At 61.4% G+C, this 25596-nt stretch carries 24 protein-coding genes and 1 rRNA gene; 17 read left to right on the top strand and 8 right to left on the bottom strand.

The window, feature by feature from the left end:
• Nucleotides 1–9: 9 nt before the first annotated feature.
• Nucleotides 10–124 (top strand): 5S ribosomal RNA (gene rrf, locus HMPREF1022_RS15785).
• Between the two features lie 370 nt (nucleotides 125–494).
• Nucleotides 495–1571 (top strand): NAD(P)H-dependent amine dehydrogenase family protein, encoded by a 1077-nt coding sequence (locus HMPREF1022_RS15780; RefSeq protein WP_008686216.1) that lies wholly within the window; start codon nucleotides 495–497, stop codon nucleotides 1569–1571.
• 193 nt (nucleotides 1572–1764) lie between these two features.
• Here the strand turns inward: HMPREF1022_RS15780 and HMPREF1022_RS15775 are convergent, their stop codons facing one another.
• A complete protein-coding gene (locus HMPREF1022_RS15775; protein ID WP_009303924.1) occupies nucleotides 1765–2916 on the bottom strand; it encodes a KamA family radical SAM protein in 1152 nt (383 codons plus the stop codon).
• A gap of 383 nt (nucleotides 2917–3299) precedes the next feature.
• Between HMPREF1022_RS15775 and HMPREF1022_RS15770 the strand changes: the two genes are divergently transcribed.
• The 6 genes from HMPREF1022_RS15770 to HMPREF1022_RS15745 all read left to right on the top strand — a co-directional run bounded on the left by HMPREF1022_RS15770 (nucleotide 3300) and on the right by HMPREF1022_RS15745 (nucleotide 8500).
• Complete coding sequence (locus HMPREF1022_RS15770) at nucleotides 3300–4094, top strand: flagellar hook-basal body protein (RefSeq protein ID WP_009303923.1); 795 nt, start codon at nucleotides 3300–3302, stop codon at nucleotides 4092–4094.
• Nucleotides 4095–4139: 45 nt separating this feature from the next.
• Nucleotides 4140–4925 (top strand): flagellar basal-body rod protein FlgG, encoded by a 786-nt coding sequence (flgG, locus tag HMPREF1022_RS15765; protein WP_008686212.1) that lies wholly within the window; start codon nucleotides 4140–4142, stop codon nucleotides 4923–4925.
• Between the two features lie 44 nt (nucleotides 4926–4969).
• Nucleotides 4970–6205 (top strand): flagellar basal body P-ring formation chaperone FlgA, encoded by a 1236-nt coding sequence (gene flgA / locus HMPREF1022_RS15760; protein WP_232221627.1) that lies wholly within the window; start codon nucleotides 4970–4972, stop codon nucleotides 6203–6205.
• A 33-nt stretch (nucleotides 6206–6238) separates the two neighbouring features.
• Entirely contained in the window at nucleotides 6239–6958 is a 720-nt protein-coding gene (locus tag HMPREF1022_RS15755; protein WP_008686210.1) for a flagellar basal body L-ring protein FlgH, read from the top strand.
• A 426-nt stretch (nucleotides 6959–7384) separates the two neighbouring features.
• The gene (locus tag HMPREF1022_RS15750; protein ID WP_008686209.1) at nucleotides 7385–7813 is read left to right on the top strand and encodes a TOBE domain-containing protein; all 429 of its coding nucleotides are present in this window, start codon (nucleotides 7385–7387) and stop codon (nucleotides 7811–7813) included.
• Between the two features lie 120 nt (nucleotides 7814–7933).
• A complete protein-coding gene (locus HMPREF1022_RS15745; RefSeq protein WP_008686208.1) occupies nucleotides 7934–8500 on the top strand; it encodes a nitroreductase family protein in 567 nt (188 codons plus the stop codon).
• A gap of 158 nt (nucleotides 8501–8658) precedes the next feature.
• Here HMPREF1022_RS15745 and HMPREF1022_RS15740 read toward each other — a convergent pair whose 3' ends face one another.
• Together HMPREF1022_RS15740 and HMPREF1022_RS15735 are read right to left on the bottom strand one after the other, a co-directional pair.
• Nucleotides 8659–8988, bottom strand: coding sequence for a CGGC domain-containing protein (locus HMPREF1022_RS15740; RefSeq protein ID WP_008686207.1), 330 nt, complete (start codon nucleotides 8986–8988; stop codon nucleotides 8659–8661).
• Nucleotides 8989–9153: 165 nt separating this feature from the next.
• Nucleotides 9154–11121, bottom strand: a complete 1968-nt coding sequence (locus tag HMPREF1022_RS15735; RefSeq protein ID WP_009303921.1) for a molybdopterin biosynthesis protein — start codon at nucleotides 11119–11121, stop codon at nucleotides 9154–9156.
• Between the two features lie 895 nt (nucleotides 11122–12016).
• Here HMPREF1022_RS15735 and HMPREF1022_RS17720 point away from each other — a divergent pair.
• The 9 genes from HMPREF1022_RS17720 (at nucleotide 12017) to HMPREF1022_RS15695 (ending at nucleotide 20196) form a co-directional block, all read left to right on the top strand.
• Nucleotides 12017–12385, top strand: coding sequence for a helix-turn-helix domain-containing protein (locus tag HMPREF1022_RS17720; RefSeq protein WP_008686205.1), 369 nt, complete (start codon nucleotides 12017–12019; stop codon nucleotides 12383–12385).
• A 480-nt stretch (nucleotides 12386–12865) separates the two neighbouring features.
• On the top strand, nucleotides 12866–13657 hold the full coding sequence (locus tag HMPREF1022_RS15730) for an HpcH/HpaI aldolase family protein (protein ID WP_008686204.1): 792 nt from the start codon (nucleotides 12866–12868) through the stop codon (nucleotides 13655–13657).
• Nucleotides 13658–13659: 2 nt separating this feature from the next.
• On the top strand, nucleotides 13660–14574 hold the full coding sequence (locus HMPREF1022_RS15725; RefSeq protein WP_008686203.1) for an NAD-dependent epimerase/dehydratase family protein: 915 nt from the start codon (nucleotides 13660–13662) through the stop codon (nucleotides 14572–14574).
• Nucleotides 14567–15619, top strand: a complete 1053-nt coding sequence (locus tag HMPREF1022_RS15720; RefSeq protein ID WP_009303920.1) for a glycosyltransferase family 8 protein — start codon at nucleotides 14567–14569, stop codon at nucleotides 15617–15619. Before HMPREF1022_RS15725 ends, HMPREF1022_RS15720 begins: the two co-directional genes overlap by 8 nt.
• A gap of 43 nt (nucleotides 15620–15662) precedes the next feature.
• The gene (locus HMPREF1022_RS15715; RefSeq protein WP_008686201.1) at nucleotides 15663–16433 is read left to right on the top strand and encodes a 3-deoxy-manno-octulosonate cytidylyltransferase; all 771 of its coding nucleotides are present in this window, start codon (nucleotides 15663–15665) and stop codon (nucleotides 16431–16433) included.
• Entirely contained in the window at nucleotides 16434–17141 is a 708-nt protein-coding gene (locus HMPREF1022_RS15710) for an acyltransferase (RefSeq protein WP_008686200.1), read from the top strand.
• 229 nt (nucleotides 17142–17370) lie between these two features.
• A complete protein-coding gene (locus tag HMPREF1022_RS15705) occupies nucleotides 17371–18006 on the top strand; it encodes an HAD family hydrolase (protein ID WP_008686199.1) in 636 nt (211 codons plus the stop codon).
• A gap of 523 nt (nucleotides 18007–18529) precedes the next feature.
• Nucleotides 18530–19534: a hypothetical protein gene (locus tag HMPREF1022_RS15700; RefSeq protein ID WP_008686198.1), complete on the top strand. Its 1005-nt coding sequence runs from the start codon at nucleotides 18530–18532 to the stop codon at nucleotides 19532–19534.
• A 242-nt stretch (nucleotides 19535–19776) separates the two neighbouring features.
• Nucleotides 19777–20196: a hypothetical protein gene (locus tag HMPREF1022_RS15695; RefSeq protein WP_008686197.1), complete on the top strand. Its 420-nt coding sequence runs from the start codon at nucleotides 19777–19779 to the stop codon at nucleotides 20194–20196.
• 101 nt (nucleotides 20197–20297) lie between these two features.
• Here HMPREF1022_RS15695 and truA read toward each other — a convergent pair whose 3' ends face one another.
• The 5 genes from truA to HMPREF1022_RS15670 form a co-directional block, all read right to left on the bottom strand.
• Complete coding sequence (gene truA / locus HMPREF1022_RS15690) at nucleotides 20298–21071, bottom strand: tRNA pseudouridine(38-40) synthase TruA (RefSeq protein WP_009303919.1); 774 nt, start codon at nucleotides 21069–21071, stop codon at nucleotides 20298–20300.
• Nucleotides 21071–22366: a hypothetical protein gene (locus tag HMPREF1022_RS15685; protein ID WP_009303918.1), complete on the bottom strand. Its 1296-nt coding sequence runs from the start codon at nucleotides 22364–22366 to the stop codon at nucleotides 21071–21073. The genes truA and HMPREF1022_RS15685 overlap by 1 nt, the downstream gene beginning before the upstream one ends.
• Nucleotides 22323–22760, bottom strand: coding sequence for a flagellar export protein FliJ (gene fliJ, locus HMPREF1022_RS15680; protein ID WP_008686187.1), 438 nt, complete (start codon nucleotides 22758–22760; stop codon nucleotides 22323–22325). The genes HMPREF1022_RS15685 and fliJ overlap by 44 nt, the downstream gene beginning before the upstream one ends.
• Nucleotides 22761–22859: 99 nt before the next feature.
• On the bottom strand, nucleotides 22860–23660 hold the full coding sequence (gene thiD, locus HMPREF1022_RS15675) for a bifunctional hydroxymethylpyrimidine kinase/phosphomethylpyrimidine kinase (RefSeq protein ID WP_009303917.1): 801 nt from the start codon (nucleotides 23658–23660) through the stop codon (nucleotides 22860–22862).
• 496 nt (nucleotides 23661–24156) lie between these two features.
• On the bottom strand, nucleotides 24157–25593 hold the full coding sequence (locus HMPREF1022_RS15670; protein ID WP_008686184.1) for a carbon starvation CstA family protein: 1437 nt from the start codon (nucleotides 25591–25593) through the stop codon (nucleotides 24157–24159).
• Nucleotides 25594–25596 lie beyond the last annotated feature (3 nt).

Below are 25596 nucleotides of genomic sequence, written 5' to 3'. Positions count from 1 at the left end.
GACAAATTTTTTGGCAGCCATAGAGAAGAGGGTACACCCGATCCCATTCCGAACTCGGTAGTTAAGCTCTTCCTCGCCGATGATACTGCATAACGTCATGTGGGAAAGTAGGCCGCTGCCAAAAATTGCTCGGAAGCCCCCCTCGCCGCTCTCAGCGCGTGGGGGGCTTCTCTTGTCCGCCCTATGCTGCCGCGCCTCGCGCCCCCCCCCAACTCCGCGAATTCCCGAACCATCCCACCGCTTCCTTCATCCCTCCCTTCCTCACCTTGCCTTGAACCGGCCAGGCTGGAAAACCCTCGGAGCCGCTTCTAAAACTGCCCAGGGAGCTTTTTTGCCGCTGGGGGATATCCTCTCGGGCTTCTTCGCGCCTGCACGCCGCTTCCTTGACGGTATCTCGGCGTATCCTGCCCACTTGTGCTTTGCCGCTTCCGGCACTAACTCTCTAGGATAGAGACTGTTTGTCTCTCCCACCTTCAACTTCAAGGAGAACGGCCATGGCTAAGTTACGCATCGCGCAGTACGGCTGCGGTAAAATGGCTAAATATACCATGCGCTACGTATATGAAAAGGGCGGAGAAATTGTGGCTGCCTTTGACGTCAATCCAGAAATTATAGGCAAGGATATCGGCGAGATCATGGGCGGCCCGGCCAGGGGCGTGAAGGTGCGTGACGCCGCCGAGGCGGATGCCGTATTGGCCTCTCTCAAGCCCGACGCCTGCATTATCACCACCATGAGCCTGATGCGCGACATCCGCGACGCTCTGTTGGTCTGCGCCAAAAACGGCGTCAATGCCATTACCACCAATGAGGAAGCCATTTTCCCCATGAACTCCTCGCCCTCCCTGACCCGCGAGGTGGACGCCCTGGCGAAAAAGACCGGCTGCACTATCAGCGGCTCGGGCTATCAGGATGTTTTCTGGGGCAATCTTATCGCCACATTGGCCGGGGCCATGCACAAAATCAACAAGATCCGGGGCAGCTCCAGCTACAATGTGGAAGACTACGGCATCGCCCTGGCCAAAGCCCACGGCGCGGGCCTGAACCTGGCCGACTTTGAGAAAGAGATCGCGGGCGCGGACAATATTTCTCCGGAGGAACGGCAGAAACTTATCGACCAAGGCGAATTTCTGCCCTCCTATATGTGGAACGTCAACGGCTGGCTGGCCGAACGTCTGGGCCTGACCGTCAAAAGCCAGGTGCAGAAATGTGTTCCTCAGACTTGTGACAAGGAATTACATTCGGAAACCCTGGGCATGACCATTCCCGCAGGCCATGCCACGGGCATGTCCGCTGTGGTCACCACCGAGACCGAGGAGGGCGTGACCCTGGAAACCGAGTGCGTGGGCAAGGTCTACGCGCCCGAGGAATTTGACCGCAACGACTGGACCCTTTACGGAGAACCGGACACGCAAGTGGTCATCAACCGCCCGGCCACGGTGGAATTGACCTGCGCCACCATTGTGAACCGTATCCCGGATCTGATCAATGCCGCTCCGGGCTATGTGACCACGGATCTGATGCCCGTCAACAGCTACAGGGTCAAGCCGCTGGAGGCTTATCTCGCCAAGTGATGGCCTGTCACGCGCCCCACAAGTCGAGCGTGGGTATTGCATCTGCACTTTATTGCCGTGCCTCTGCAATAGGGCACGGTTTTTTATGGAGGCCGCCGTGAAGAACTCAAAACGTCAAAGCCCGGCCATTCCAACAGCCGGACTTTGACGTTGCATCACCGGAGCATTCCGCAATTTTCTCGTGTTGACATGCTCAGGCGGACGCGCCCACGGAATCCTCCGCGTCTTCCCACGGAATCTCACGCACATCCTTCCCGCCCAGCCAGCGCTGGCCAGGGCGCAGCGTCACGCTGAACAGACGGCCCTGGTCTTCCTGCGTCTTGGCTTGGTGATACTTGAAGAGCCAGCGCCCGTTTCCCACAGGACCGAGTATTTCTATCTTGCCTGTCTCGTGCGAAAGCACATAGCGGAATGCCTTGCCCAGGCCGTTCTGCATTTGCTTGGCCTCTTCCACGATGGCGTAGGCTTGCGCAATGGGCACCTGGAAGTTGTTTTTTACTCCGGTTACAGGGCGGCATTGAAAAACGTAGTAGGGCACGACGCCCCGGCGCACCAACTCCTTCAGCAGCTTTCCCAGGGTCGGGCCGTGATCGTTGACGCCGTGCAGCAGCACTGTCTGGTTGCGCACCATGACGCCGCATTCCTGCAGGGCGTCCAGGGCCCGCTGGGCCTGAGGGCTCAGTTCGCGCGGGTGGTTGAACTGGGTGACCAGACAGAGATGTTTTTGCGCGCCGTATTCCTTGAACAGGTCCAGCAGCTTCTGATCCATGTAAATCCGCATGGGCAGAACCACCGGCGTGCGGCTGCAAATCCTGACGACATCCAGATGCTCCATGCCGCTCAGCTCCTCCAGGTATTCATGGAGCACGGGCGTGGGGTTGAGCAGGGCGTCGCCGCCGGAGAGCAGAACATTGCTGATCTCGTGATGCTTGCGGATATATGCCAGGACCTTGTCGCGCCGCGGCCGCGTTTCCCGGCCTTCCAGACCCACCAGGCGCTTGCGGAAGCAATGGCGACAGTACATGGCGCAGGCATTGGTGGAGAGAACCAGCGCCGTCTGTCTGTACTTGTGCTGCAAGCCTGTCAGCACCGTATTTGATGCTTCGCCGCTGGTGTCGAGGCGTCCGCCCGGGTCAAGCTCGTCCAGGGCGGGAACGCACATCTTCCGTATGGGATCATGAGGATCTGATGGGTCGATCAGAGACAGATAATAGGGCGGAATCGAGAAGGGAAACCGCTTGCTAATCCGTTGCAATTGCTCCAAATGCTCTTCCCGGAAGAAGATGTGCTTTTGCAGTTGCTCAGCTGTCGTCATATTTTCATTGAGCATATTCTGCCAAGGCATGGGCGCACCTCCTTTTTCGGATTGTATTAAATACATAACATGTTGTGTGGATACAAGGCAAGTTATTTTTGCGTTACTGTTTTTGCCGGTCCGACGATGTTCCGTATTTCAAAATGAGAAAAGTTTTCTTTACTTGTTGTACTTCTATGTAATAAATAATTAATTAACTGATATAGAATATAAAAATATTTACTCAGAGTCGGTCCGGAGTGTCTGCAAATCCATAGGGCTCCGTTCACGTCCCGGCCACCGCGCGCAAAACGGGCGGCCGTGCCGCCGCTGATTGGCCCGCTCCTTGCATATTTTCCGGCAAAGGCCTCTCCGGCCTTGGGCAACGGCTTCGTCCCGTTTTGGGCAACAAGCTGCGGACAAAGGAGTTTTTTATGCAAGACGCGTTGTTTAGCGGGCTGTTCGGCGCGCTGACCACAGAACACCGCATGAACTTCATCGCCAATAATTTGGCGAACGTGAATACCCACGGATACAAGCGCGACACCCTGGCATTCAAGGATACCATGGCCTCCTACGCGCATGACGAAATCCGTGAGCCGCTGATGAACCTGCGTTCCGACCCCCTGTTTCCCGAGCCCAAGAACATGGCGCGCCCGCGCGTCGCTGTGTCCAAAATCGACTTTTCCCAGGGCTCCATGCAGTTCACCGGCGATCCGCTGGATGTGGCCATCAACGGCGAAAACGCCTTTTTCCGGGTAACCACGCCCAACGGGGATTATTTGACGCGCAACGGGCATTTTCTGTTGTCCGGCGACGGTACGGTGATGACCCCCCAGGGCTATCCGCTCCAGGGAACGGGCGGCAATGTCGTCATCCCGGCGGGCACGCGCAATGTGCTCATCGGCGGCGACGGCCAGGTCATTGCCGACGGAGCGGTGGTCAACCAGATCGCGCTGATCAACGTGGACGATCCGCAGAACCTGGAAAAACTGGGCCATAACCTTTTCCGCCCGCGCGAAAAAGTGGCTGTGGCCGAGGGCGACGCCTACCTGGCCGGTGCGCGGTTGGAGCAGGGCTTCGCCGAAGCGGCCAACGTGCAGGTGGTGACGGAAATGGTCAATATGATCGAGGTGCAGCGTCAGTTTGAGGCTTATCAAAAGGTGATGCAGTCCTCGGACAGCCTGGACCGTGCGGCCAATGAAAAAATAGGGCGCCGTCAGGGCTAGCCCGCGCGCGGCCCTCCCGCGTGACTGAGAGAAGGAGAAATCCCCATGATGCGTTCCCTGTATACCGGCGCCACGGGCATGGTGGCCCAGCAGCTCAACATCGACGTCATTTCCAACAACCTGGCCAACGTCAACACCACGGGCTTCAAAAAAAGCCGGGCCGAGTTTGAGGATCTGATGTACCAGACCATGAAGATCGCCGGGTCCATTACTGAAGGCGACAACCGGCTGCCCGTGGGCATCCAGGTGGGCATGGGCGTGCGGCCCACGGCCGTGCACAAGTTCTTCACCCAGGGCGACTTCCAGAATACGGGCAACGCCCTGGACGTGGCCGTTGAAGGCGACGGCTTTTTCCAGGTGGATGTGAACGGCGAACTGATGTACACCCGCGCCGGTTCCTTCAAGCTCAATCAGGACGGCACCGTGGTCACGGCCAACGGCTACATTCTGCAGCCGGAATTCGCCGTCCCGGCGGAAACCAAGAACATTTCCATTTCCTCCACCGGGCACATCGCGGCCCTGGACAGCGAGGGCCAGGAAATCGCGGGCGCGGAAATTCCTCTCTACACCTTCATCAACCCGGCGGGCCTGGACGCGCGCGGACGCAACCTGTACACGCCCACCGAAGCCTCGGGCGCGGAAACCGAAGGCGTGCCCGGCACGGACAACGTGGGCACTCTGGCCCAGGGCTTTCTGGAAATGTCCAATGTGGAGGTGGTGGACGAGATGGTCAATATGATCGTGGGCCAGCGCGCTTACGAGGTCAACTCCAAGGCCATTCAGACTTCGGACTCCATGCTGGGCATGGCTGTGCAGCTCAAGCGCAGTTAGGGCATTTCAATTAGGAGCGAAGGGAGATGCGGGGCGGACGGCATATGCTTACCATGCAAGGGATTTCGGCGCGAAAATCGGCTGTTGCGCCGGTTCTGGCCGTGGTCCTGGTCTTGCTCTGCACCCTGTGGCCCGCGCCGTCGCGGGCCTGGCCCCAGGGAGGCGTGCCGCAGGCCGTCTGGCAGGACAGCGAGCGCAACAATCGCCGCTCGCCCTCGCAGATCAAGCGTCAGTTGCGTCCGCCGCAGGTGCGCGCCGCCCAGTTGCCCTTGGCCGACGATGCCCAGGACCAGCGCGCGGCCAAGACCCGCGGTCTCATCGCGGCCAATGCCGCGCCCCTGGCGGCGCCCCCGGCGTCCGGAGACCAGTTGCCCATGCTGGAACAGGGCGAGTGGCGGCTCAAGGTGGCCCCGGCGGCCGTGACCAATACCGACAGCGTGCTGCTGGGCGACATTGCCGCGCCTCTGGGGCATATGGACCCCGCGCTCTGGGGCGACCTTAAAAGCCGCCGGCTCTGGCCCGCGCCGCCGGAAGAGGGCAAACCCCTTCAGATCAACCGCTCCCGCCTCTCCCAGGCCCTGCGCCAGAGCCTGGGCAATGAGCTGGCCGCGCGCTGCATTCTGCCCACCTCGCTGGTGATCCAGCGCGGCGGCCTGGTGTTCAGGGAAGACGACCTGCGTTCCTATGTCGTCAAAAGCCTGACGCCGCAACTGTCCGCCATGCCCGGAGAGGCGGAACTGAACGAGTTTCGTCTGCCGGAATACATTTTTTTGGCGCACAGCCAGCAGCGCGTCCAGCTGGAACCCGGCAAGCTCACGCCGGGCCGCGTGCCCCTGCGCTTCGCCGTGCAGGAGGCGGACGGCACGGTGCTGCGGCGGGTGTCCGGCACGGTCAACCTGACCCTCTGGATCACCGTGCCCGCGGCTTCCCGGCCTTTGGGCAAAGGCGACGCGCTGACGCCCGAAGCCGTGACCTTCATGCGCATCAACGCCAGCCAGCTGCGCGATCTGCCCTGGGACGGCCACGGCGGCCCCTGGCAGGTGACGCGTTCCCTGATCACGGGCGAGCCCATCCTGCAGAGCGATCTTGCCAGCCAGCTTATGGTCCGGCGTGGCACGATACTGAGCTTGATTTACACGCGCGGCAATCTGCGCATGACCACCCAGGCGGAAGCCCTGGCGGACGGCGAGCCCGGCGCCACGATTCCGGTGCGGAATTTGCAGACCAAAAAGCAGATCTACGCCACCGTCAAAGACGGCAGCACAGTGGAGATACATTAGGCCGTCTCATCGCGGCTGAGAGGAGTGGAGCGTATGAAGACACAACTGATCGTCCCGGTCCTGGGGCTGGCTTTTCTGCTCTGCGCGGCCTGCGGAGGCGGCGCCCACAAGCGCCCGGCCCTGCAGCATCCGGTCACGCCGCCGCAGGAATACCGCCAGGAAACCAGCGGCCCGAACAATCCCGGCTCGCTCTTCGCCGCCAGCGAGGAGGACACCCTCTTTGCCGACAGCCGCGCCCGGCGCGTGGGCGACATCGTGGTGGTCAAACTGGTGGAAAACACCAAGGCCCAGAATAAGGCCGAAACCACGGCCAACAAGGACGGCTCCAACGACTACCAGGTCGCCGCCATGTTCGGCAAAAGCAAGACCGGCTTTGTGCCCCTGGTGGGCATCGGCCCACAGGCCCGCGTGGGCACGCCGGTGCTGAACACCTCGTCGGTCAGCGATCTCTCGGCCACGGGCAAGACCAAGCGTGAAAATTACGTGACCACTTCCATGGCGGCCCGTGTCCTGCGCGTACTGCCCGGCGGCCTGCTGCAGATCGAGGGCGCGCGCGAGATCCGTGTCAACGAGGAAACCGAGTACATGGTGGTGCGCGGCATGATCCGCGCCAAGGACGTGGATGCGGAAAACAGCGTCTATTCCACCCAGATCGCGGATGCGAGCATTGAATACTACGGACGCGGCGTGCTGGCCGACAAGCAGAAGCCGGGCTGGTTTACACGGCTGATGGATAATATTTGGCCCTTCTGAGGCGTGTCCGCTGAAAAATAGAAACAGAATTTCCAAATGCCGGGCGTGCCCCAATCACGCCGGGATACAACATCCGGCCTCCATCCGGATGGCAAAAGGCGGAGCTCCCCCTCCGCCTTTTTGCATGCCCGGGATATTTTTTCTAAAAAAATATCTGGGGGCCGTCGATTAAGGATCGGCGGAGGCAAAAGCGTGAGAATGATCACGCTTTTTGTTGAAAACGTGATTTTAAAGGGGTTCAGAGAGTTGACGGCGCGCGGGGAGTGGAATTACCCCGCGACAAGGCGGGATGGGCACCGGAAAGCGTGACAGGCTGGACCTTTGATCTGAAAGCGTTTATATAATCAGGTATTCAATAATGACATTGCGGCGGCGGAAAACCGTCGCCATAGATGCGGACTTCGCGCCGCAGCAAGGAGAAAGAGTATGAAAACCAGCGCAAGAAATGTTTTTCACGGCAAAGTTGTTGCGGTCCGTTCCGGCGCGGTCAATGATGAAGTGGAACTGAGCGTCGAGGGCGGCCAAACCATTGTGGCTTCCATCACCCAGGCCAGCACCGAAAAGCTGGGCCTCAAGCCCGGCGTGGAAGCCATGGCCCTGATCAAGGCCAGCTTTGTCCTGCTGATGAACGACGCCGAGGACTATCTGCTCTCCACCCGCAACCAGTTCAACGGCACGGTGGCCAAGGTCACTCCCGGCGCGGTCAATGCCGAAGTGCTGGTGGACCTGCCCGGCGGCGCGGGCATCACCTCCATCGTGACCATGGGCAGCGTGGACAAGCTCCAGCTGGCTCCGGGCAAAAAAGTCACGGCCATCGTCAAGGCCATGCACGTCATCCTGGCCGTGTCCAAGTAAGGCGCGGGGCAGCGTTTTTTCGTCTGAGGGGGCGCGTCGCACGGCGGCGCGCCCCTTTGTCTTTGGTGCGGAGTGGAGGTATGCTTGGAGCGTGTCATTTTATTCGTAAGGAGAAACAATATGAACATTCTGGAATGCATCAGAACACGACGCAGCATACGCACATATACGGACAGGCATATTGAGGAGGAGACCCTGCGCGAACTTCTGACGCTGGGCGTCAAGGCGGCCACGGGTTCCAACGAGCAGCCGTGGGGTTTCGCGGTCATTCAGGACAGGGAGGAAATCCGCTTCCTTTCCGAAACGGCCAGGGCCTGGCTTCTGGAAAATCTCGACGCCTACCCCTATTTTGAGCAATACAGGGAGTGGCTGGACAAACCTTCCTACAGCGTGTTCAACCATGCCGACACCTTGTTGCTTATTTACGGCGATACGGCGTCCCACTGGTATGTCTACGACTGCACTCTGTGCGCGGCCAATATTATGCTTGCCGCGCACAGCATGGGCATCGGCTCCTGCTGGCTGGGCTTCGGCGAGCATGTTCTGGATACGCCCGAATTCAAGCGGGCTCACAACGTGCCGGGGTCCTACTCCCTGGTCTGCCCCATGAGCCTGGGCTACAGCAAAGGAAAGCTGCCGCCGTCGGAGCGGAGAGAGCCCCTGGTATTTTCCTGGCAAAAGGCCTGAGCGGGTTTCCCAGACGGATAAAAAAGAGGGAGCGGCGTCCGGACATGCGATACGGCCGCCGCTCCCGCTTTCATCTGAAGCAAGGCGATCCGCCTTGGAGCGGATTACCTTTGAGAAGGTGCCAGTTTTCGCAGCCGCCTTTTCAAAGGTATTTTGCTCTAATGGGTGTATTCCAGCACCGGGAAATCGTCTCCCAGTTTGCGGCGGATGGCCGCCAGCATCATGTCCCGGTTGGGACAGGGAAAGCCGATGGGGTTGCCCTTGGTGATACAGGAGGCCAGGGCCACGGCCTCGGCGCCCCGGTCGCGGAGCATCTGGGCGCGCAACACGGCGCGCTTGCCGGGACAGCCCCCGCAGGAAATGAAGCCCACCACCTCGCAGGCCCCCAGAGCTTCAAACGAGCCCTTGCCTTTGGCGGCCGTGACGAAGTCCGTGGTTCCGGGGCAGTAATCCTCTGTCTGCTGGCAACGAATAATGCCGACTTTCATGGTATGTCCTCCTGATATATGCGTGTAACTTCGAGCCCGTGGCCCTTTATGCCGTCGCGGCAAACCGCTGCGGTTTTACAGCGGAACAGTGGAATAATGGGAACATGGGGTGGCCGGGTGATGTGGGCCGCCTGAACATTGCTCGCCGCCCAGGCGCATAACGTTCTATTCCCCCAATCGGACGCCGGGCCGCATGATCCGGCCGGTGAGCCGGGTTTCATAGCCGCCCAGATTTTCCAGGCGGGTTTTGAAGGCATCGGCCAGCAGCATGTCGCGCACGGCCAGAATGCGCGGGTCTTCCCAGAAGCGTTCGGGAACAGCCAGATCATAGCGCTCGCGCGCCAGGGGCACGAAATCCAGGCCCAAAGCCCGCGCCGCCGCGAAAATGCCCATGCCGCAGTCCGCCGCGCCGGTCAGCACGTTGACGGCCACGGCCATATGGGTGCTTTCCTCCTTGGCGTAGCCGTCCACGTCGGCCGGCTTGAGGCCCGCGCGCCGCAGATGCCAGTCAAAGAGAATGCGCGTGCCCGCGCCGCGCTGGCGGTTGATGTAGCGCAGGCCCCGGCCCTTGAGATCCTCCACGCCCTGAATGCCTTTGGGGTTGCCCGCCGGGACGATCAGGCCCTGCTGGCGGATGGCCAGATTGAGCAGGATGATTCTGCCTTCGGGATAATATTTGTGCAGAAAGGCGAAATTGAAGTCGCCGGTGTCTTCTTCCAGCAGATGCATGCCCGCCATATGGCAGACATTCTTTTTCAGGGCCGTGATGCCGCCCATGCTGCCCACGTGCGCGGAAATCAGGCGGAAGGCGTGCGGCAGGCCCATGAGTTCATCGGCCAGGAGGTCCAGCACGTTGTCGTGGCTGCCCACGCAGATCAGATTGTCATAGAGCCGGGCGGGCGGCACGGAAAGCCGCGCCCGCACCAAGCTGCCTTCGGCCGCGCCCTCGGCCTCAGCCGGGATGCGCATGACCGCCTGGGCGCGCGTCACGGTGCTGATGTTGCCCGCGCCCCGGTTGAGCGGGATGCCCACAGCCTTTTCCCCCACCCGGCCCACGGCCAGATGCACGAATTCCTCCAGGCCCAGGCGCGAAGGCAGGCTGCGGGTCAGCTCCACTTCGATTTCGGGCCGCGCGGGCAGGGACCGGTGGGCCAGCAGGCAGATGGCCGGGGTGATCAGTTCCTCAAAGCAGATCAGGCTGCTCACCGGATAGCCCGGCGCGCCGAACACGGGCCGCCCCCGGCAGATGGCCGCCAGCGAGGGCTTGCCGGGCATGGCCGCGATGCCGTGGACCAGAATTTCCCCTTCGTTTTCCAGGATCGAGCGGGTGTAGTCCTTGCTGCCCGCCGAGGAACCGGCGCAGAAGATGACTACATGCGCGCCCGCGTCCAGGCTGTCCCGCAGGGCCGCGCGCAATTGCTCAGGCTGGTCCGGCACGGGTTTGACGCGCTCCACCCGGCAGCCCAGCTCGCGGGCCAGGGCCGCCAGAACCTGGGAGTTGGATTCCACCACCTGCCCCCGGCCCGGATCGGGCCGTTGTTCGAAATCCAGCACCTCGTCGCCGGTGGGGATGATGCGCACCAGCACCCGCTCCCATACCGGCACCTCCCAGATGCCGCCGGAGAGCAGGGCCCCTACGTCGCAGGGCCGGATCTGGTGGTTGCGCGGGAAGAGCAGTTCCGTGGCCACAATGTCCTCGCCGATGCGCCGCACATGCTGCCAGGGAAAGGCCGGGGCCTCGATGCTCACTCCGCCCTTGCCGTCCACGGCCACGTGCTCGATCATGATCACGGCGTCGCAGTCCGCGGGCAGGGGATGGCCGGTATTGACCGCGAAACAGCTTTCGCCCTCGCGCAGCAACACGGGCTCGCCCTCGCGCGCCGCAAAGGTGTCGGCCGCGCGCACGGCGTAGCCGTCCATGGCCGCCGCATGGCAGTTGGGTGATGAGTAGCGGGCGTGCACGGCCTCGTACAGCATTCGGCCCACGGCCTCCTGGGCCGGGCAGAGCGTTTTGCCCGGCGCGGGCGCGCGGGCGTCACCCCGCGCTGTGGATCGGGCCAGGGCGTTCAGCACTTTGGCCACTGCCTCGGGCAGGGGCAGGGTTTTCAGATAGACATTGCGTTTGAAAGACATGGGCTTCTCCTGGGGCCGATGGCGCCAATTGCGCGGATAAACGTGTTCCCGGCCAGCATAGCCGCTTTGCGGGCAAAGGGAAAGAAGGACGGGCTTTGGCGGGGCCGCGCGGCGGCGATCATGAAAAAACGCCGGCCGGATAGCCCTGACGCCGAGGTCCACCGAGGTCCACGGATAGGGGCAGGTTAACCGATGACCCCTCCCCAATTCTATCTGCATTTTTTGAATATTTTTTATTTCAATTAGTTGTGTTGTCATTGGGGATGGGAAAGGAGTCTTTTTAAATAATGCAACTAGTTATGCCCGAAGGTTTTATAGTCAATTTATGCATATATTTTTTATATTGTTTGTTGAATTTTTTTTAGCTATGTTTTCTACTTGTATAAATGTTTATTTAAATTTATTGAATTTTGCTATCTATAATATAGCAGTATATACAATTATATCATGTTTATTTTTATGTAATAAACTGATTGCATTGACGATTTTTTGTGCTATAAACATAATATAAATCAATTATAAAAGCATATAAGCCGGTGTATTCTGATTAGAAAGCAACTACGGATATACAGATAGCGTGCAGGGCTTACTATCGCCCAACTCGCCGGGATGGCTGATGTGCACTACACTTGCTGAGATTGAGCGGGGAAATGGAAACCCTCGATACGATACGTTATGTGGTTTTTCCGCTGGATTAGGTCTGCCTATCACAGCTTTCGTTCAACACGAGGACATGATGATGCGGGATATATTGAATCCACGAAAGAGCGATTAGTCTTGATCAATGAATTGACAGATGCAGAACGCCAGAAACTGAATCAACTTGTTTTTATCTTCCAAAAGAATCAATTCATGGAAAGAGAAAGAGTAACCCTAACATTTTAGTGTAAGTTCGATGGCTAAAAATAGTTATAAAGAATCAGAGGAGTTGTTACGTATTGGAGAGCGTATAAAACGTTTTCGGGAGCAGGCCGATTTGACGCTTGCTGAACTATCGCGATTATCCGGCGTGCCGGCAAATACAATATCTAACATTGAACATGGACGCGAAAATCCTTCTTATTATCGAATTTTCGATATATATAAAGGGGTAGGATTGCCTATTTCTCTGGTAGTACAAATTGATGATGGTTCTCCGCGTGAAATAAGACAAGAATCGACTAAAGAACTGATTAGATTTTTGAAGAAGGCTTCGGATGAGGAAAGACTAAAATTCCAGCAGATGGATTTTATTTTACAGCGTCTTTCAAAATGGAAAGAGTAGGGGGCCTGATAATAAATATGCCCCCATAGTTAGAGAGCGCCCCCACTTTTCGCAAGTGGGGGCGCTCTCGTTACCGGGAGAAGGGAGCCCTTGGTCCTGGCTTTAGGGCGAACTGCGGCAGCCGCTTCGGGGGTGTCATTTCTGCGGGCTGGGCCTCTGGGCCTTCACGATCTGGTTACGGCCTTTCCGTCTGTGCCGCGCGATCTTTTCCACCGTGAGGTGCGCTACTCAAGTACGTGAGCAGCAAAAACGCGCCGATATCGCCGCCCGCGCGGAAGAGGCGGATTTTGTAAAATAATTGCAAAGGTACAGGAAGGCTGGGGCAAGAGTGTTTTTCTTTTTCACTCCGGACACAAAAAATGCTCATCCTATTCATTTGATTGCCCTGCATGCCCCCGGCGGAGATATTGCGCCCCGGACGGCCAAGCGCTATGCTGCATCGTCCCGCAACCCCAACCCCCGGCGGCAAGCCGTTTTCATATGACAGTACATGACATCCGCGCCCTGCTGGCCCGCGACAAGCCCACCGTGGGCACCTGGCTGCAACTGCCCTCCACGGACGTGGCCGAGCTCATGGCGCGCGCCGGATACGACTGGGTGGCCGTGGACATGGAACACGGCTCCTTCGGCCGCACCGGCCTGCCGGATATCTTCCGGGCCATTGAGTGCGGCGGGGCCGCGCCCTTCGCCCGCCTGCCCGAGGCTGCAAAAAGCCAGATCAAGTCCGCGCTGGAAGCCGGGGCCCAGGGCCTGATCTTTCCCATGATCGAAAGCCGGGAACAGCTCGACCGGGCCATTGACTGGTCCGTGTATCCCGGTCAGGACAGTTGGCGCAAGGCGGGCGAAACCGCCGCGGAATATCGCGGCGTGGGCTATTGCCGGGCCAACGTCTTCGGCAAGGATTTTGAGAACTACCGGCAAGAACGCGCGCCGGGGCTGTTCTTGGTGGCCCAGATCGAGCACATCCGGGCCGTGGACAATCTGGACGCCATTCTGACCCATCCCCGCCTGGACGCCATCATGGTGGGGCCCTACGACCTTTCGGGCAGCATGGGCCTGACCGCGCAATTCGACCATCCGGACTTCCAGGCGGCCATGGCGCGCATTCAGGCGGCCTGCCGCAAGCACAAGGCGCGCATGGGCCTGCATATCGTGCAGCCGGACCCGGCGGAACTGGCCCGGCAGGTGGCGGCGGGCAGTCGTTTCATCGCCTACGGCATTGATTCGGTATTTTTATGGCAAGGGGCCGAACGCCCCGGCGTGGAGAACTAGCTGTGAAAATAACTGTTTTCGGCGGTTCCGGCTTTCTGGGCTCGCATATCTGCGACAAGCTCTCCGAGGCCGGGCACGCGGTGACCATTGTGGATTTGCATCCCTCGCCTTGGCTGCGTCCGGACCAGACCATGCTGACCGGCAATATCCTGGACGAAGAAACTGTGCGCCGGGGCGTGGAAGGCGCGGACATGGTCTTCAACTACGCGGGCATCGCGGACATCGGCGAGGCCAACAACCGCCCGGTGGACACGGCGCGGATCAACGTCCTGGGCAACGTCATGATCCTTGAGGCCTGCCGCAGGGAGCGGGTCAGGCGTTACGTCTTCGCCTCTTCCCTCTATGTCTACGGCAAATCCGGCGGCTTTTACCGTTGCAGCAAGCAGGCCTGCGAGATTTATATCGAGAACTACCAGGCCATGCACAAGTTGCCGTATACCATACTGCGCTACGGCTCGCTCTACGGCCCGCGCGCGGACAGGCGCAACGCCATCCACCGCTTTGTCTACGAAGCCCTGACCACGGGCGCGATCACCTATTACGGCGCGCCCACGGCCCTGCGCGAATACGTGCACGTGGACGACGCCTCCACGGCCACCCTGGCGGTGCTGGCCCCGGAATTCGAGAATCAGAACATCATCATTTCCGGCAACCAGCCCATGCGGGTCGGGGATCTGTTCAAGATGATCGGCGAAATGCTCGGCAAGGAGCTGACCATCAACTATCAGAACGATCCCAACAGCGGCCATTACCAGGTCACGCCCTATGCTTTCATGCCCAAGGTGGGCCGCAAGCTGGTGCCGCCGCTGACAGTGGACCTGGGGCAGGGCATTTTGCGGGTCATGGAAGATGAGCACAGGGAACTGCACACGGAATTGCAGGCCGAAGGGGGATATCTGGTCCCCACGGATGACTGAGACGGCGCCTGACGCCTTGGCGGGCGGCGACGCCCGGCCTTTTTGCGAGCCTGGTCGCGCGCCTGCCCGCAAGTCCTCCCGTCTGGTGACGTTGGGCGTCACCGGCGACTGGGCCTTTGCGGCAGGGACATTGCTGCTGGCCCTGCGGCGGCACAATCCGGATCTGGGCGCGGACATTCTCGTCTTTCACGACGACGGCCTGCGCCCGTCGGACCGGGCCCTGCTGGAAGGCCTGGGCGCGCGTTGCGAGCCGTTTGCCGTGGCCTGTGATGGTCTTCGACCCGAGGCCGTGCGCCTTCTTTCCCCGCTCTCCCTGGCCAAATTCGCCTGTTTCCGCCTGCTGGCCGACTATGAAAGCGTGCTCTGGCTGGATACCGATCTGGTGGTGCAGGACGACGTGGGGGATGTCTTCAGCCACGGCCCGCTGGCTCTGGCCGTGGAAGATCCTGAATTCACCGGCGAGGGCCGCACCTGCGGGGCGGCTGTCAATTTTTATGAGCCCGTGCCCGGTGTGGACGGCGACGCGCCCAATCTGAATACCGGCGTCATGGTCTGGCGGCGCGGCCTGCGCGATCCGGAGGCGCTGGAGCGACGCTGTCTGGATTTTCTGCAAGCCCATGGTCCCAAGCTGCGCTATCCGGATCAGGCGGCTCTCAATGCCTTGGCCCAGTGGATGCGCATCGAGCGGCCCGGCGAACTGGCCGAACTGCCCCGGCGCTTCAACTGCCATCCGCGCAATCCGGCGGCCGTGTATGCGCCTGTGGTGCATGCTTTCGGCGCGTACAAGCTCTGGAACGACGGGCTCACGGCCGCCTGCTTCCCCGAATGGCAGAGGGATTACGCCCGCTGGCTGCGCCTGGGCGGCAGCCCCTATGCCGGGCCGGTGGACAACGCGGCCTACGGCGAGGGTGGGGCCTTCTATCTTTTGCGGGGGCTCTTTGATACCATCGGCAAAAGTGAACAGGCCCTGAACTCCCTGCGGGAGCGGCTGGCCGCCGAAAGCGCGGCGCGGAAAAAACTGGAAGATCTGCTGCGGCGTCTGTAGCCGCGTACATAACATCGCCATCTTTTCCAAGGAGAAGGAATCAATGAACATCATCGCCATCATCCCGGCGCGCATGGGTTCCAGCCGCTATCCCGGCAAGCCGCTGGCCCTGATCCACAATGTGCCTATGGTGGGCCATGTGACCTTCCGCACGGCCATGAGCAAGGTGCTGTCCGATACCTATGTGGCCACCTGCGACAGCATCATAGAGGATTACTGCAAGAATGCGGGCCTCAAATGCGTGATGACCGGCGACCACCATGTGCGCTGCTCCACGCGCACCGCCGAGGCCCTGCTCAAGATCGAAGAGGCCACGGGCAAGAAGGCCGACATCGTGGTCATGGTCCAGGGCGACGAGCCCATGGTCCGGCCGGAGATGATCGACGCCGCCGTGCAGCCCATGCTGGACGATCCGTCCATCAATGTGGTCAATCTCATGGCCGAGATGGACACCCTGGAAGAATTCGAGGACCCCAACGAGGTCAAGGTGGTGGTGGACCGCTTCAATAACGCCCTGTATTTCTCGCGCGAGCCCATTCCGTCCCGTAAAAAAGGCTCGGATAAGGTGCCCATGCGCAAACAGGTCTGCATTATTCCCTTCCGGCGCGATTATCTGCTCCGCTTCAATGAAATGGAGGAAAGCCCGCTGGAAATCTACGAATCCGTGGATATGATGCGTATTTTGGAATACGGGGAAAAAGTGCGCATGGTGCCCACGGACTGCCGCACCTGGAGCGTGGACACGCCCGAGGACCTGGCGCGCGTGGCCCGGCTCATGGAGGGCGACGACCTGATGCGGGAGTATAGCAAGTAAATGGCGCGGCCCGCTTCGCCCGCCACGCCTCCGGGCGCGCCGGGCTCTTCCGATTCCTCCGGGGCTTCCGGTTCTTGCGGCTCCTGTGGGGCGTGCGGCCCAGGCGGCCCGGGCCATGTAGACAAGCCGTCGGCCCAATCCCGCCTGGGGGCCGCCCTGGAAGAGTTCTGGATCGCGCTTTTTGCCTGGGTGCCCACGCCTCTGGGCCTGGCCCTGCGCCTGCTGGCCTGGCGCTGGCTGTTCGCGGCCTGCGGCTCGGTGCGTTTCGGCACGGGCCTGACCTTGGCCGGGTGCCGCAATATGCGTCTGGGCCGGGGCGTGCGCCTGGGGCGGGGCTGTTTCGTGACCGCCGGGGGCGGCAGCCTGACGCTGGGCGAGAATGTGGCCGTGTCGCCCTGCGCCCATCTGGGGGCCGACAACGGCCGCATCGAGATCGGCGCGCAGACGGCCATCGGGCCGGGCACGGTGATCCGCGCGGCCAATCACCGCTTCGCGCGGCAGGATCTGCCCATTATGCACCAGGGCCATCAGCCGGGCCAAGTGATTATTGAAGACGATGTCTGGATCGGGGCCAACTGCGTGATCACGCCCGATGTGCGCATCGGGCGCGGGGCCGTGGTCGGCGCGGGCGCGGTGGTGACGCGCAATGTGGCTCCTTTTTCCATTGTGGCCGGGGTGCCGGCCAAGGTTATCGGCCGCCGGGGCTAGGGGCTGTCCTAAATTGGTTCTTTTGCCTTCCAGCTTCGTCAACCTGCGCTTTTTGCTCCAGTCGCGTACCATTGAGAGTATACTCCTTTCGCAAAAAGCTTGTTTTCCTCGCTGGAAAGGAAAAACTCCTCAATTTAGAAACAGCCCCGGAGCGTTTGACACTTGAAATGCTCTCGCATGCGCCGTTGCAACCGGGACAATACGTGACATTATTTTTTGAGGAAAACTTATGCCTTTGCAATGTCTGGTTTTTGACTGCGACGGAGTGATTCTGGACAGCGTGCCGGTCAAGACGCGGGCCTTCGCCCGGCTGGCCGAGCCTTTCGGCCCGGAAGCGCGGGACCGCTTCGTCATGTACCATACGGTGCACGGCGGGGTCAGCCGCTACAAGAAGTTCGAGTGGTTCTTTCGCGAAGTGCTGGGCCGCGAGATCAGCCAAGAGGAATCCACCCAATGGGGCCGCCGCTTCGCGGAGTATGCCCTGGACGAAGTGCGTCGCTGCCCGCTGATTCCCGGCGTGCGGGACGTGCTGGAAAGCTGGCACGGCAGATTGCCGCTCTATGTCTGCTCCGGCGCGCCGGAAGAGGAACTGCGCCTGGTGCTGCACGAACGGCGGCTGGAAGGCTATTTTACCGATATTCACGGTTCGCCGCCCGCCAAGGCCCAATTGCTGGCCGAAATCGTGCGCAGCGCCGGGGTGGAGTCCGAAAACGCCCTGATGGTGGGCGACGCCGTGACGGACCGCGACGCGGCGGAACAGGTGGGCACCTTGTTCTACGGGGTAGGGCAGGAGCTCAAGGGCGGCCCCTTCCCCTGGGGCGAGGATCTCACCGGGCTCAATGACTGGATCAGGGCCAGAGTCTGATTTGAAAAATTAGACATCCAAAACCTGTAGGGTTTTGCGGGGCGTAGCCTCCGTGGGTCAGTGAAAAACGCGGTTTTTCGCTGATGATCCTGCGAAAATTGAGAGCATGGCTATGCTCGAAATTTTTGCAATCAGCCCCTAGAATAGATTACCTTTGAAACGCTTTGCGCTTCAAAGGGGGCATTCCGGAAAAAGCGCGGTTATCGCTGCTGTCGATCCCCGTATGGCTCCGTTGTCGCCAACGGGGACAGCCCTTCGGGCTGCCTTCGGTCGCTTTTCCGGAATCCACGCCGCGTTGCTCTCGATGCCTGTACGCCCTTTGGGCTACAGGCACGGCCCTACGGGCCGCCCGTCGGGTCGGTCTTCGCGGCGCACCTCAGCGCGTTCGGCGTTAGAGCATTTCAAAGTTGAAATGCTCTGGGCTGCGGAAGCACTGATTAGAGCCATTTTTCCTTGCTTTGTTGTACGCATTCCCGCCTCTCCGCTGGAGCCCCGGCACAGAGGCACAACCCGGTTTATTCCCATGAAAAAAGCACTATTTTTGTTCTGCTGCCTGTGCCTGGTCTTTGCTCTGGCGGCTTGCGGTTCCGACGACGACCAGAAAAGCGGCAGGGCCGCCGGACAAAGCGCGCCCGCCTCACCTGACGCCGTGCCGTCTTCGCCGGGGGCTGCCGCTTCCGCTCCCTCCGTTGTCCCCGCGCCCGTATCCCGGCCTCCGGCCACGCCTGAGGAAAAGAAGCAGGCCGACAGGATGGTGGCCTTTTACAATACCGCCGCCGGAGTGCTGGCCAGCGGCTGGTACGGCCAGCCCGACGCGTTGCTGACCAATGTGCGCGCCTATCTGGAAAACTGGCGGCTCGCGCCCCGGCCCGCCGTACGCGGCGCGCGCGGCGAAGCGGCCAAAGGCCTCGCGCCCGCCAAGGGGCTTTTTTCGGCTGAGGTGGAAGCGCATCTGGCTCAATGGGTCACGGACATGGACAAGTCCCTGGACGCCATGTTGGCGGATTACAAGGCCCTGGAAAAATACGTGCGCGACGACAGCATCCGGGACGACGGAGCCCAGGGGAAAAAGCTGGCGGCAAGCCTGGGCGCGGCCCATGCGACCTTTATGGCCGCCCGCGACAGTTATCTGGAAGTTGTGGAGGCCCGGGCCGCGCAGGCCGAGGACGTGCTGCTGCGCGACCATCCGCTTCAACGGCAGATTGTGGCGGCTGAAAAGATTTTTTCCCTTTTCCGCAAGGCTGCCGGATTGCTCGGCCCGGAAAAGCCGGATAAGGAAGCCCTGGAGCAATTGCGTCAGGAGCTGGAATCCGCCATTGCCCTTGCCGGGCGGCCGCCTTTCCCGGCTTCGCCGGAACTGGAATGGGTTTACCGGGCCTTTCTCAAGGAAGCCGCGCTCTTTCCCCAGGGACTCGCGCGCGGTCTCTCCGAAGGCTTTTACAGCCCGTTGCGGCGCGATCTGAATAGTATCGTCGGTCGCAGCCGCGAGGCGTATAACGCCTTTGCGCGGGCGGCCAATCAGTCGTAGCGCAAAATATTTTTGCAAAGCTCCGGCTTCCCTTCTCCGGAAAGCGGAGTAGCTCATCCCGGCAACCGTCAAGACGCTGACAGTTGTCGGGATTTTTTATATCCAACCTATGAATAATTAAGATAAAAACATGCTTGGCAAGCTGTTTGCAAAAAGGAGAACGGAAAAGTTTTGCGTGTCCGGCCAGGTCCGGCAATTCAAGAGCGCCAAGTGCGCCGATTTCGCCAAGTTCGGAGGTCAGCATGTTTTTTTTGCTGGGAGGCAATGACAAAAAAGCCCGCAAGGCTGAGAAACAGACGCGGGCGTCCGACGCCACCGCGCGCGTGCGTGACGTCTTTCTGGCCGGACGTTTTCCCGTGGTGACCACCCATCAGGTGGAGGGCCGCCGCATCGCCAAGGTGCTGGGCCTGGTCTGCTGCCGGGGCTATGACTCGGAAGAGGCCTTTTTCGGCATGGCGTGCCGGGCCATGAACAAAGGGGCCCAGGCCATTGTGGGCTATAATGAAAATGTGGCCTTTCATCCTGACGGCAGCAAATATTTCTCCTGCTTCGGTACGGCCGTCATGTTTGAATACGACCCGGCGGACCCGGATTCCCTGCCGCTCATGCTCCAGCAGAAATTCAGGGAGCGGGAGCAGCAGCCCAACAGCGATATGATTTAACAACTTCTCCTCAGTCCGGCGCGGGCAGAGGAGAAAAATCCTCAGTGCGCAGCAAGGCGCCAATGTTAAAAAGCCGTCGATTACCGACGGCTTTTTATGTTTCAGGCATATTCCACGCTGGCCAGCGCCAGCCCCCCGGCCGGGGCCGTGGCCGAGGGCACGGCCCGGCGGTCGCGGGCCGCCAGCAGGTCCGGCACGTTTTCAGGCCGGATTTTTCCCTGCCCGCAGGCCGCCAGCAACCCGGCCATATTGCGTACCATCTGCTTGAGAAAGCCGTTGGCCGTGACGGTCAGGCGCAGCCCGGGCGCGTGCGGAGGATAGAATTCGCAGGGCGGCGGGATGTCCAGTTCCGCCCGGAAAACGGTGCGCGTGGTGCTTTCCATGTCCGTGCCCGCGTTTTGCAGCCCGGCGAAATCGTGCTCGCCCAGCAGATGGGGCAGGGCCGCGCGCATGGCTTCCACATCCAGCGGGCCGCAGTTCCAGAAAAAGGGGGCCAGTTGCGGCGGCACAAAGGCGCGTTCCTGCCAGAACTGGTACACGTAAGTTTTGCGCAGGGCATCCTTGCGGGCGTGAAAATCCGCCGCCGCGGGCTCGGCCGCCAGTATGCGGATTTCCGGCGGCAGCAGGGCATTGAGGCTGCGCTGCCAGCGCAACCCGGCCTTGGCGTCGGGGACATCGCAATGGGCTACCTGGCCGTGGGCGTGCACGCCCGCGTCGGTGCGGCCTGAACCGTGCACCCGCACCGGCGCGCCGGCCAGCACGCGCAGGGCGGCTTCCAGCTCGCCCTGAATAGTGGGCGGCGGCGACGGCTTTTCCTGGATCTGCCAGCCGCTGTAGCCGGTGCCCAGATAGGCCAGCAGCAGTTTCAGGCGCATCAGTCCGGCAGCCTCATGCGGGTGATCAGTTCCGTGAACTTGGCGGTCTTGACCGGATTGGTATAGGTCAGGATTTCACCGGACTGCTTGGGAGCCATGCCCGAGAGAATCCGAATGGCCACGCGCTCGTCCATGCTTTCCAGCGCCTTGGCCGCCGTCCGGGGCTTCATGTTGGCATACATCTGGATCAGATTGCGGATTTTTTTGTCTTCCAGGCCTTTGGCCTCGCGGATCATGTCCTTCATCTTCTGTTCGGCGTCCTGCAAATCTTTCAGGCGCTGGTCCATCTGCTGCCGGAGCATGAGGATATCCTGCTGCTGGCGGGCCAGGTCCTGGGCTTTATCGTTGGGATCGCCGGGGGGAGCGGTGGGCGTCACGCGGGGCGCGGGCGGCGGCAGGGTGGCGGGCTGTCCGTTTTGCGGCAGCGAGGGCAGGGCCGAGGACGCTCCGGCGCCGCGCGGAGGCAGGGGGGCTCCGTCGGTTCCCTGGCCTCGCGGAATATCGGCCGGAATGTCGGGCGCGCCGGGCATGGCCATGGGCGCGGTCTGTTCCGCCGGGGCAAAGGGGGACGACGCGGCCGGGGCCTGGGGCACGGGCATGTCCAGCGCGGCGGCGTGCGCGGCCTGAACGCTGCCGAGTCCCGGAATGGGCAGGCTTTTCAGGTCCAGTATGTCCAGAAGGCCGTCGTCGTGGCCGGGTTGTCTGGCCGGTGCTGCGGCCAGCAGGGATACGGGATTTTCGGCCGGAGCCGGAGTGCCGGCCTCGGCCACGGGAGCGCCGAGAGGCGCGGGAGCGGGCAGGCTGGGCGGCGTGAAGGCGGCACTGTCCGCGTCAGGGACGCTGCGGACTTTGGCCGTCACCAGCGGTGCGGGAAGCGCGGATTCCGTGCCCGCCTGCTGCGCGTGCCGACGCGGCTTCGCGGCGGCGGCCAGTTGCGCGGCGGCGGAACCCTGAGGCATGTCGCCGCCGGGCAGCGGGTCTGTTTGAAGGTCTTGTCCGGAGGATGCGGCCGCCGGGGCGCTTTTTCGCAGATTTTCCCGGGAATCCGGGTCGCGCGATGCCGTGGCCGCCGGGCTGACCGAGGCGACGGGGCCAGCCTCAGGCACGGTTTCCCGCGTGGTTTTTTGAGTATCCAGCCGCGCCGTGTCATTCGGCACGCCGCCGAGCCAGGCGGGCAGGGGCACGTCCAGCATGAGCATGCCCAGAATGGCAAGTTTGATAAAGCAAAGCACCGCCAGCCAGCGAAAGAGCCTAGAAAGACGGAGCCTTGTAGCGGAGGGTCGCGATTTCGTCATTGAAGCGTTGCTCCTTCAACTGTTCTTCGCGGGCATGGTAGTGTTTCTGCCGTTCCTTGAGTTTTTCCAGCAGTTTTTTGTCTATGGCGCGGGCCGCCAGCAGATTTCTGGCTTCCTCCACCATCTGGGCCAGCATGCGCGCCTGGAGGGAGGCTGCGGCCACGTCGCCGCGCAGGCCCTTGACGTATTGCTCCAGCAGCCAGCGCTCACCGGCTTCCATAAGAGCTTCGTTGCAGAGGCGGTCCTGGGCGCCCCGGAGTTCGGCCTGGAGCGCGTCCAGGCGTTCCCGGGCCTCTTGGAAGCGGCGCTGCGCCGTGGCCAGGCGCACTTTGGCCTCTTCTTCCAACTGCTCCCGGTAGTCAAGCACCTTCTGCATTTTGAAGCGAAACGGCATGCAAACTCCGCCTTGTTTTTGACGCCTGTCCTGAACCGCCAAAGGGAATTGCAAACTGCGGGCCAAAAGGCGGAGCTGCCGTCTTGCGGCAGCTTCCGGTCAGACGTTCAGGGCCGCCGCGTGATTGACCGGGCCGCAGCCTTTGCCGGGGCTGTAGCTTTTGCGCAGAGCGAGATTGAGAAATTCCTGGGCCTTGGTCACGGCCACCCGCAGGGGCAGGCCCTTGCCCAGGCCCGTGGCGATGGCCGCTGAAAGCGTGCAACCCGTGCCGTGGTTGTTGGCGGTCTCCACCTTGGCCTGGGGCAGAGCCTTGGGCGCTTCGCCGGGCAGACAGAGGCAATCCGTGACCACAATGGAGCTGTCCATGTGGCCGCCCTTGATCAGCACGGCCCTGGCCCCCATGTGGAGCAGCTTTTCGCCCGCCGCGAAGGCGTCCTCCACGTCGGCGATGCTGAGGCCGGTCAACATTTCGGCCTCGGGCCGGTTGGGCGTGAGCAGATCGCAGCCGGGCAGGATTTCTTCTTTCAGAGCCGTCACCGCGTCCTCCTGCAACAGGCGGCTGCCGCTCTGGCTTACGGACACGGGGTCCACCACCAGGGGAAAGGCGCGGCGGCGCAGAATGGGGCTGATGGCGCGGATGATGCCCGCGGAAAACAGCATGCCGGTTTTGGCCGCGGCCACGGGAAAGCCTGCCAGCACGGTTTCGAGTTCCAGAGCCACGAATTCGGGCTCCGGCGCCTGGATGCCCGTGACGCCCAGGCCGTTCTGGGCCGTCAGGGCGGTGATGACGCTCATGCCGTAGCCGCCCAGGGCCATGATGGTTTTCAGGTCGGCCTGGATACCCGCGCCGCCGCCGGAGTCGGAACCGGCAATGGTCAGAATATTAGGGGGGGTCGGCATACGCACTCCCGTTTCGGGTTGCAGATGTGATTGCGCCGTTTCCGGCGCTGAAAAAAAGGGCAGGGCTGTGACGCCCTGCCCGGAGAGCGTTGACAGCGTCAACGCGACCAAAAATCAGGAGCAGGCCACGGCTTTGCCGTGCGGTTAGTTGCCCGAAGGGTGCCCGGCCGTGCCGGGCATTTCCCTTGATTTTTGCGCCTTACCGCCCGGCAAGTTTTTTTGAAAACGAGCCGATGGCGGAGCAAACACCGCGTAAGCGGAGTTTGTCATCAGTTGATCAACGCGTCCTGTCCGGAGGAACCTTTATAGCCCGCGCCGGACGGGCGCGCAATACGCGGCTGGACCGCCGGGAGCTGTTTCTAAATTGCCCTTTCGCCCTCTGTCTGCGTCCGGTTTGCCCCGTGCGAAGGTCGGGTTTGAATAAGTCCCTTCGCGGCAGAGAACGAAAATCCTTGATGTGGAAACAGCCCCCGGGGCATTTCAACGTTGATCTGCTCTAGACGTTTTCAGGCGCGCCGTCCACCGTGCGGCGACCCAGCACCATAAAGGCCACAAAAGCCACGATGGCGGCGGCCACGCCGATGATGTTGGAGATGTCGATGCCCATGCCGAAGCCCATGGAAGGCTCAAAGCAGATATACGAGACGCAGACCGCGGTCATGAACACGGCGGGTATGGTGCAGATCCAGTGGCAGCGGTCACGACGGACAAGGTAGGCCGCCCCGGCCCAGAGCACGATTGTCGCCAGGGACTGGTTGGCCCAGCCGAAGTAGCGCCAGATGATGTTGAAGTCCACCTGCGACAGGATAATGCCGATCACGAACATGGGCACGGCGATGAGCAGGCGCGGGGAAATGGCCTTCTGGGAATAGTTAAAGGTTTCGGCGATGGTCAGACGCGCGGCGCGGAAGGCCGTGTCGCCCGAGGTGATGGGCAGCACCACCACGCCCAGAATGGCCAGGATGCCGCCCACGGTGCCCATCAGGGCGAAGGAGGATTCCGTCACCACGTTGCCGGGACCACCGGCGGCCAAGGCAGCGGCCAGGGCTTCGGGGCCGTGGTAGAAGCTCATGCCCACGGTAGCCCAGACCAGGCCGATAAAGCCTTCGGCCACCATGCTGCCGTAAAACACGGGCTTGCCCAGCTTTTCATTGGCCATGCAGCGGGCCATGAGCGGAGACTGGGTGGCATGGAAGCCGGACAGCGCGCCGCAGGCAATGGTGATGAACACCAGCGGGAAGATGGGCAGGCCCTTGGGATTCTGGTTGGCCCACTGGGCGGAATTGTAGAATTCCGTGCCGCTGACGAACATCATCACGGTGATGCCCACGGCCATGAAGATCAGGATGGCCCCGAAAATGGGGTAGAAGCGGCCGATGATCTTGTCGATGGGCATAATGGTCGCCAGGAAGTAATAGGCGAAGATCACACAGACCCAGAAGGTGAGGTTCAGGGCGGAGGGCGTCAGCTTGGCCAGCAGGGCGGCCGGGGCGGCCACGAAGACCACGCCCACCAGGATGAGCAGTACCACGGCGAAGACGCGCATGATCTGTTTGGCGGCGCTGCCCAGGTTGTAGCCCACGAAGGTGGGCACGTTGGCCCCGCCGTAACGGATGGAAAGCATGCCCGACATATAGTCATGCACCGCGCCGGCGAAGATGGTGCCGATCACGATCCAGAGCAGGGCCGAAGGGCCCCACAGCGCGCCCAGAATGGGGCCGAACACCGGGCCCACGCCCGCGATGTTCAGCAACTGGACCAGCCAGACTTTCCAGACCGGCATTTCCACGTAGTCCACGCCGTCGGCATGGGTCTGGGCCGGGGTGGCGCGGCTCGGCTGCACGCCGAAGACTCTGGTGACAATGCCCCCGTAGATGATGTAGCCGACAATCAGCGCGGCCACAGCCAGAAGAAAATAGACGTAGTTTGGCATAAC

It is taken from the genome of Desulfovibrio sp. 6_1_46AFAA, from assembly GCF_000224635.1.
Lineage (GTDB): Bacteria > Desulfobacterota > Desulfovibrionia > Desulfovibrionales > Desulfovibrionaceae > Desulfovibrio > Desulfovibrio fairfieldensis.
This window is presented reverse-complemented; position numbering and strand designations above follow the sequence as displayed.

Coding starts and splice junctions, on each gene's coding strand:
- HMPREF1022_RS15670 (WP_008686184.1), bottom strand. CDS start 25,593: ATGCCAAACTACGTCTATTTTCTTCTGGCTGTGGCCGCGCTGATTGTC.
- HMPREF1022_RS15750 (WP_008686209.1), top strand. CDS start 7,385: ATGAAAACCAGCGCAAGAAATGTTTTTCACGGCAAAGTTGTTGCGGTC.
- HMPREF1022_RS15685 (WP_009303918.1), bottom strand. CDS start 22,366: ATGACGAAATCGCGACCCTCCGCTACAAGGCTCCGTCTTTCTAGGCTC.
- fliJ (WP_008686187.1), bottom strand. CDS start 22,760: ATGCCGTTTCGCTTCAAAATGCAGAAGGTGCTTGACTACCGGGAGCAG.
- HMPREF1022_RS15710 (WP_008686200.1), top strand. CDS start 16,434: ATGGCGCGGCCCGCTTCGCCCGCCACGCCTCCGGGCGCGCCGGGCTCT.
- HMPREF1022_RS15755 (WP_008686210.1), top strand. CDS start 6,239: ATGAAGACACAACTGATCGTCCCGGTCCTGGGGCTGGCTTTTCTGCTC.
- HMPREF1022_RS15700 (WP_008686198.1), top strand. CDS start 18,530: ATGAAAAAAGCACTATTTTTGTTCTGCTGCCTGTGCCTGGTCTTTGCT.
- HMPREF1022_RS15775 (WP_009303924.1), bottom strand. CDS start 2,916: ATGCCTTGGCAGAATATGCTCAATGAAAATATGACGACAGCTGAGCAA.
- HMPREF1022_RS15735 (WP_009303921.1), bottom strand. CDS start 11,121: ATGTCTTTCAAACGCAATGTCTATCTGAAAACCCTGCCCCTGCCCGAG.
- truA (WP_009303919.1), bottom strand. CDS start 21,071: ATGCGCCTGAAACTGCTGCTGGCCTATCTGGGCACCGGCTACAGCGGC.
- HMPREF1022_RS15780 (WP_008686216.1), top strand. CDS start 495: ATGGCTAAGTTACGCATCGCGCAGTACGGCTGCGGTAAAATGGCTAAA.
- HMPREF1022_RS15695 (WP_008686197.1), top strand. CDS start 19,777: ATGTTTTTTTTGCTGGGAGGCAATGACAAAAAAGCCCGCAAGGCTGAG.
- HMPREF1022_RS15770 (WP_009303923.1), top strand. CDS start 3,300: ATGCAAGACGCGTTGTTTAGCGGGCTGTTCGGCGCGCTGACCACAGAA.
- HMPREF1022_RS15720 (WP_009303920.1), top strand. CDS start 14,567: ATGACTGAGACGGCGCCTGACGCCTTGGCGGGCGGCGACGCCCGGCCT.
- HMPREF1022_RS15745 (WP_008686208.1), top strand. CDS start 7,934: ATGAACATTCTGGAATGCATCAGAACACGACGCAGCATACGCACATAT.
- HMPREF1022_RS17720 (WP_008686205.1), top strand. CDS start 12,017: ATGGCTAAAAATAGTTATAAAGAATCAGAGGAGTTGTTACGTATTGGA.
- HMPREF1022_RS15740 (WP_008686207.1), bottom strand. CDS start 8,988: ATGAAAGTCGGCATTATTCGTTGCCAGCAGACAGAGGATTACTGCCCC.
- flgG (WP_008686212.1), top strand. CDS start 4,140: ATGATGCGTTCCCTGTATACCGGCGCCACGGGCATGGTGGCCCAGCAG.
- flgA (WP_232221627.1), top strand. CDS start 4,970: ATGCTTACCATGCAAGGGATTTCGGCGCGAAAATCGGCTGTTGCGCCG.
- HMPREF1022_RS15705 (WP_008686199.1), top strand. CDS start 17,371: ATGCCTTTGCAATGTCTGGTTTTTGACTGCGACGGAGTGATTCTGGAC.
- thiD (WP_009303917.1), bottom strand. CDS start 23,660: ATGCCGACCCCCCCTAATATTCTGACCATTGCCGGTTCCGACTCCGGC.
- HMPREF1022_RS15715 (WP_008686201.1), top strand. CDS start 15,663: ATGAACATCATCGCCATCATCCCGGCGCGCATGGGTTCCAGCCGCTAT.
- HMPREF1022_RS15730 (WP_008686204.1), top strand. CDS start 12,866: ATGACAGTACATGACATCCGCGCCCTGCTGGCCCGCGACAAGCCCACC.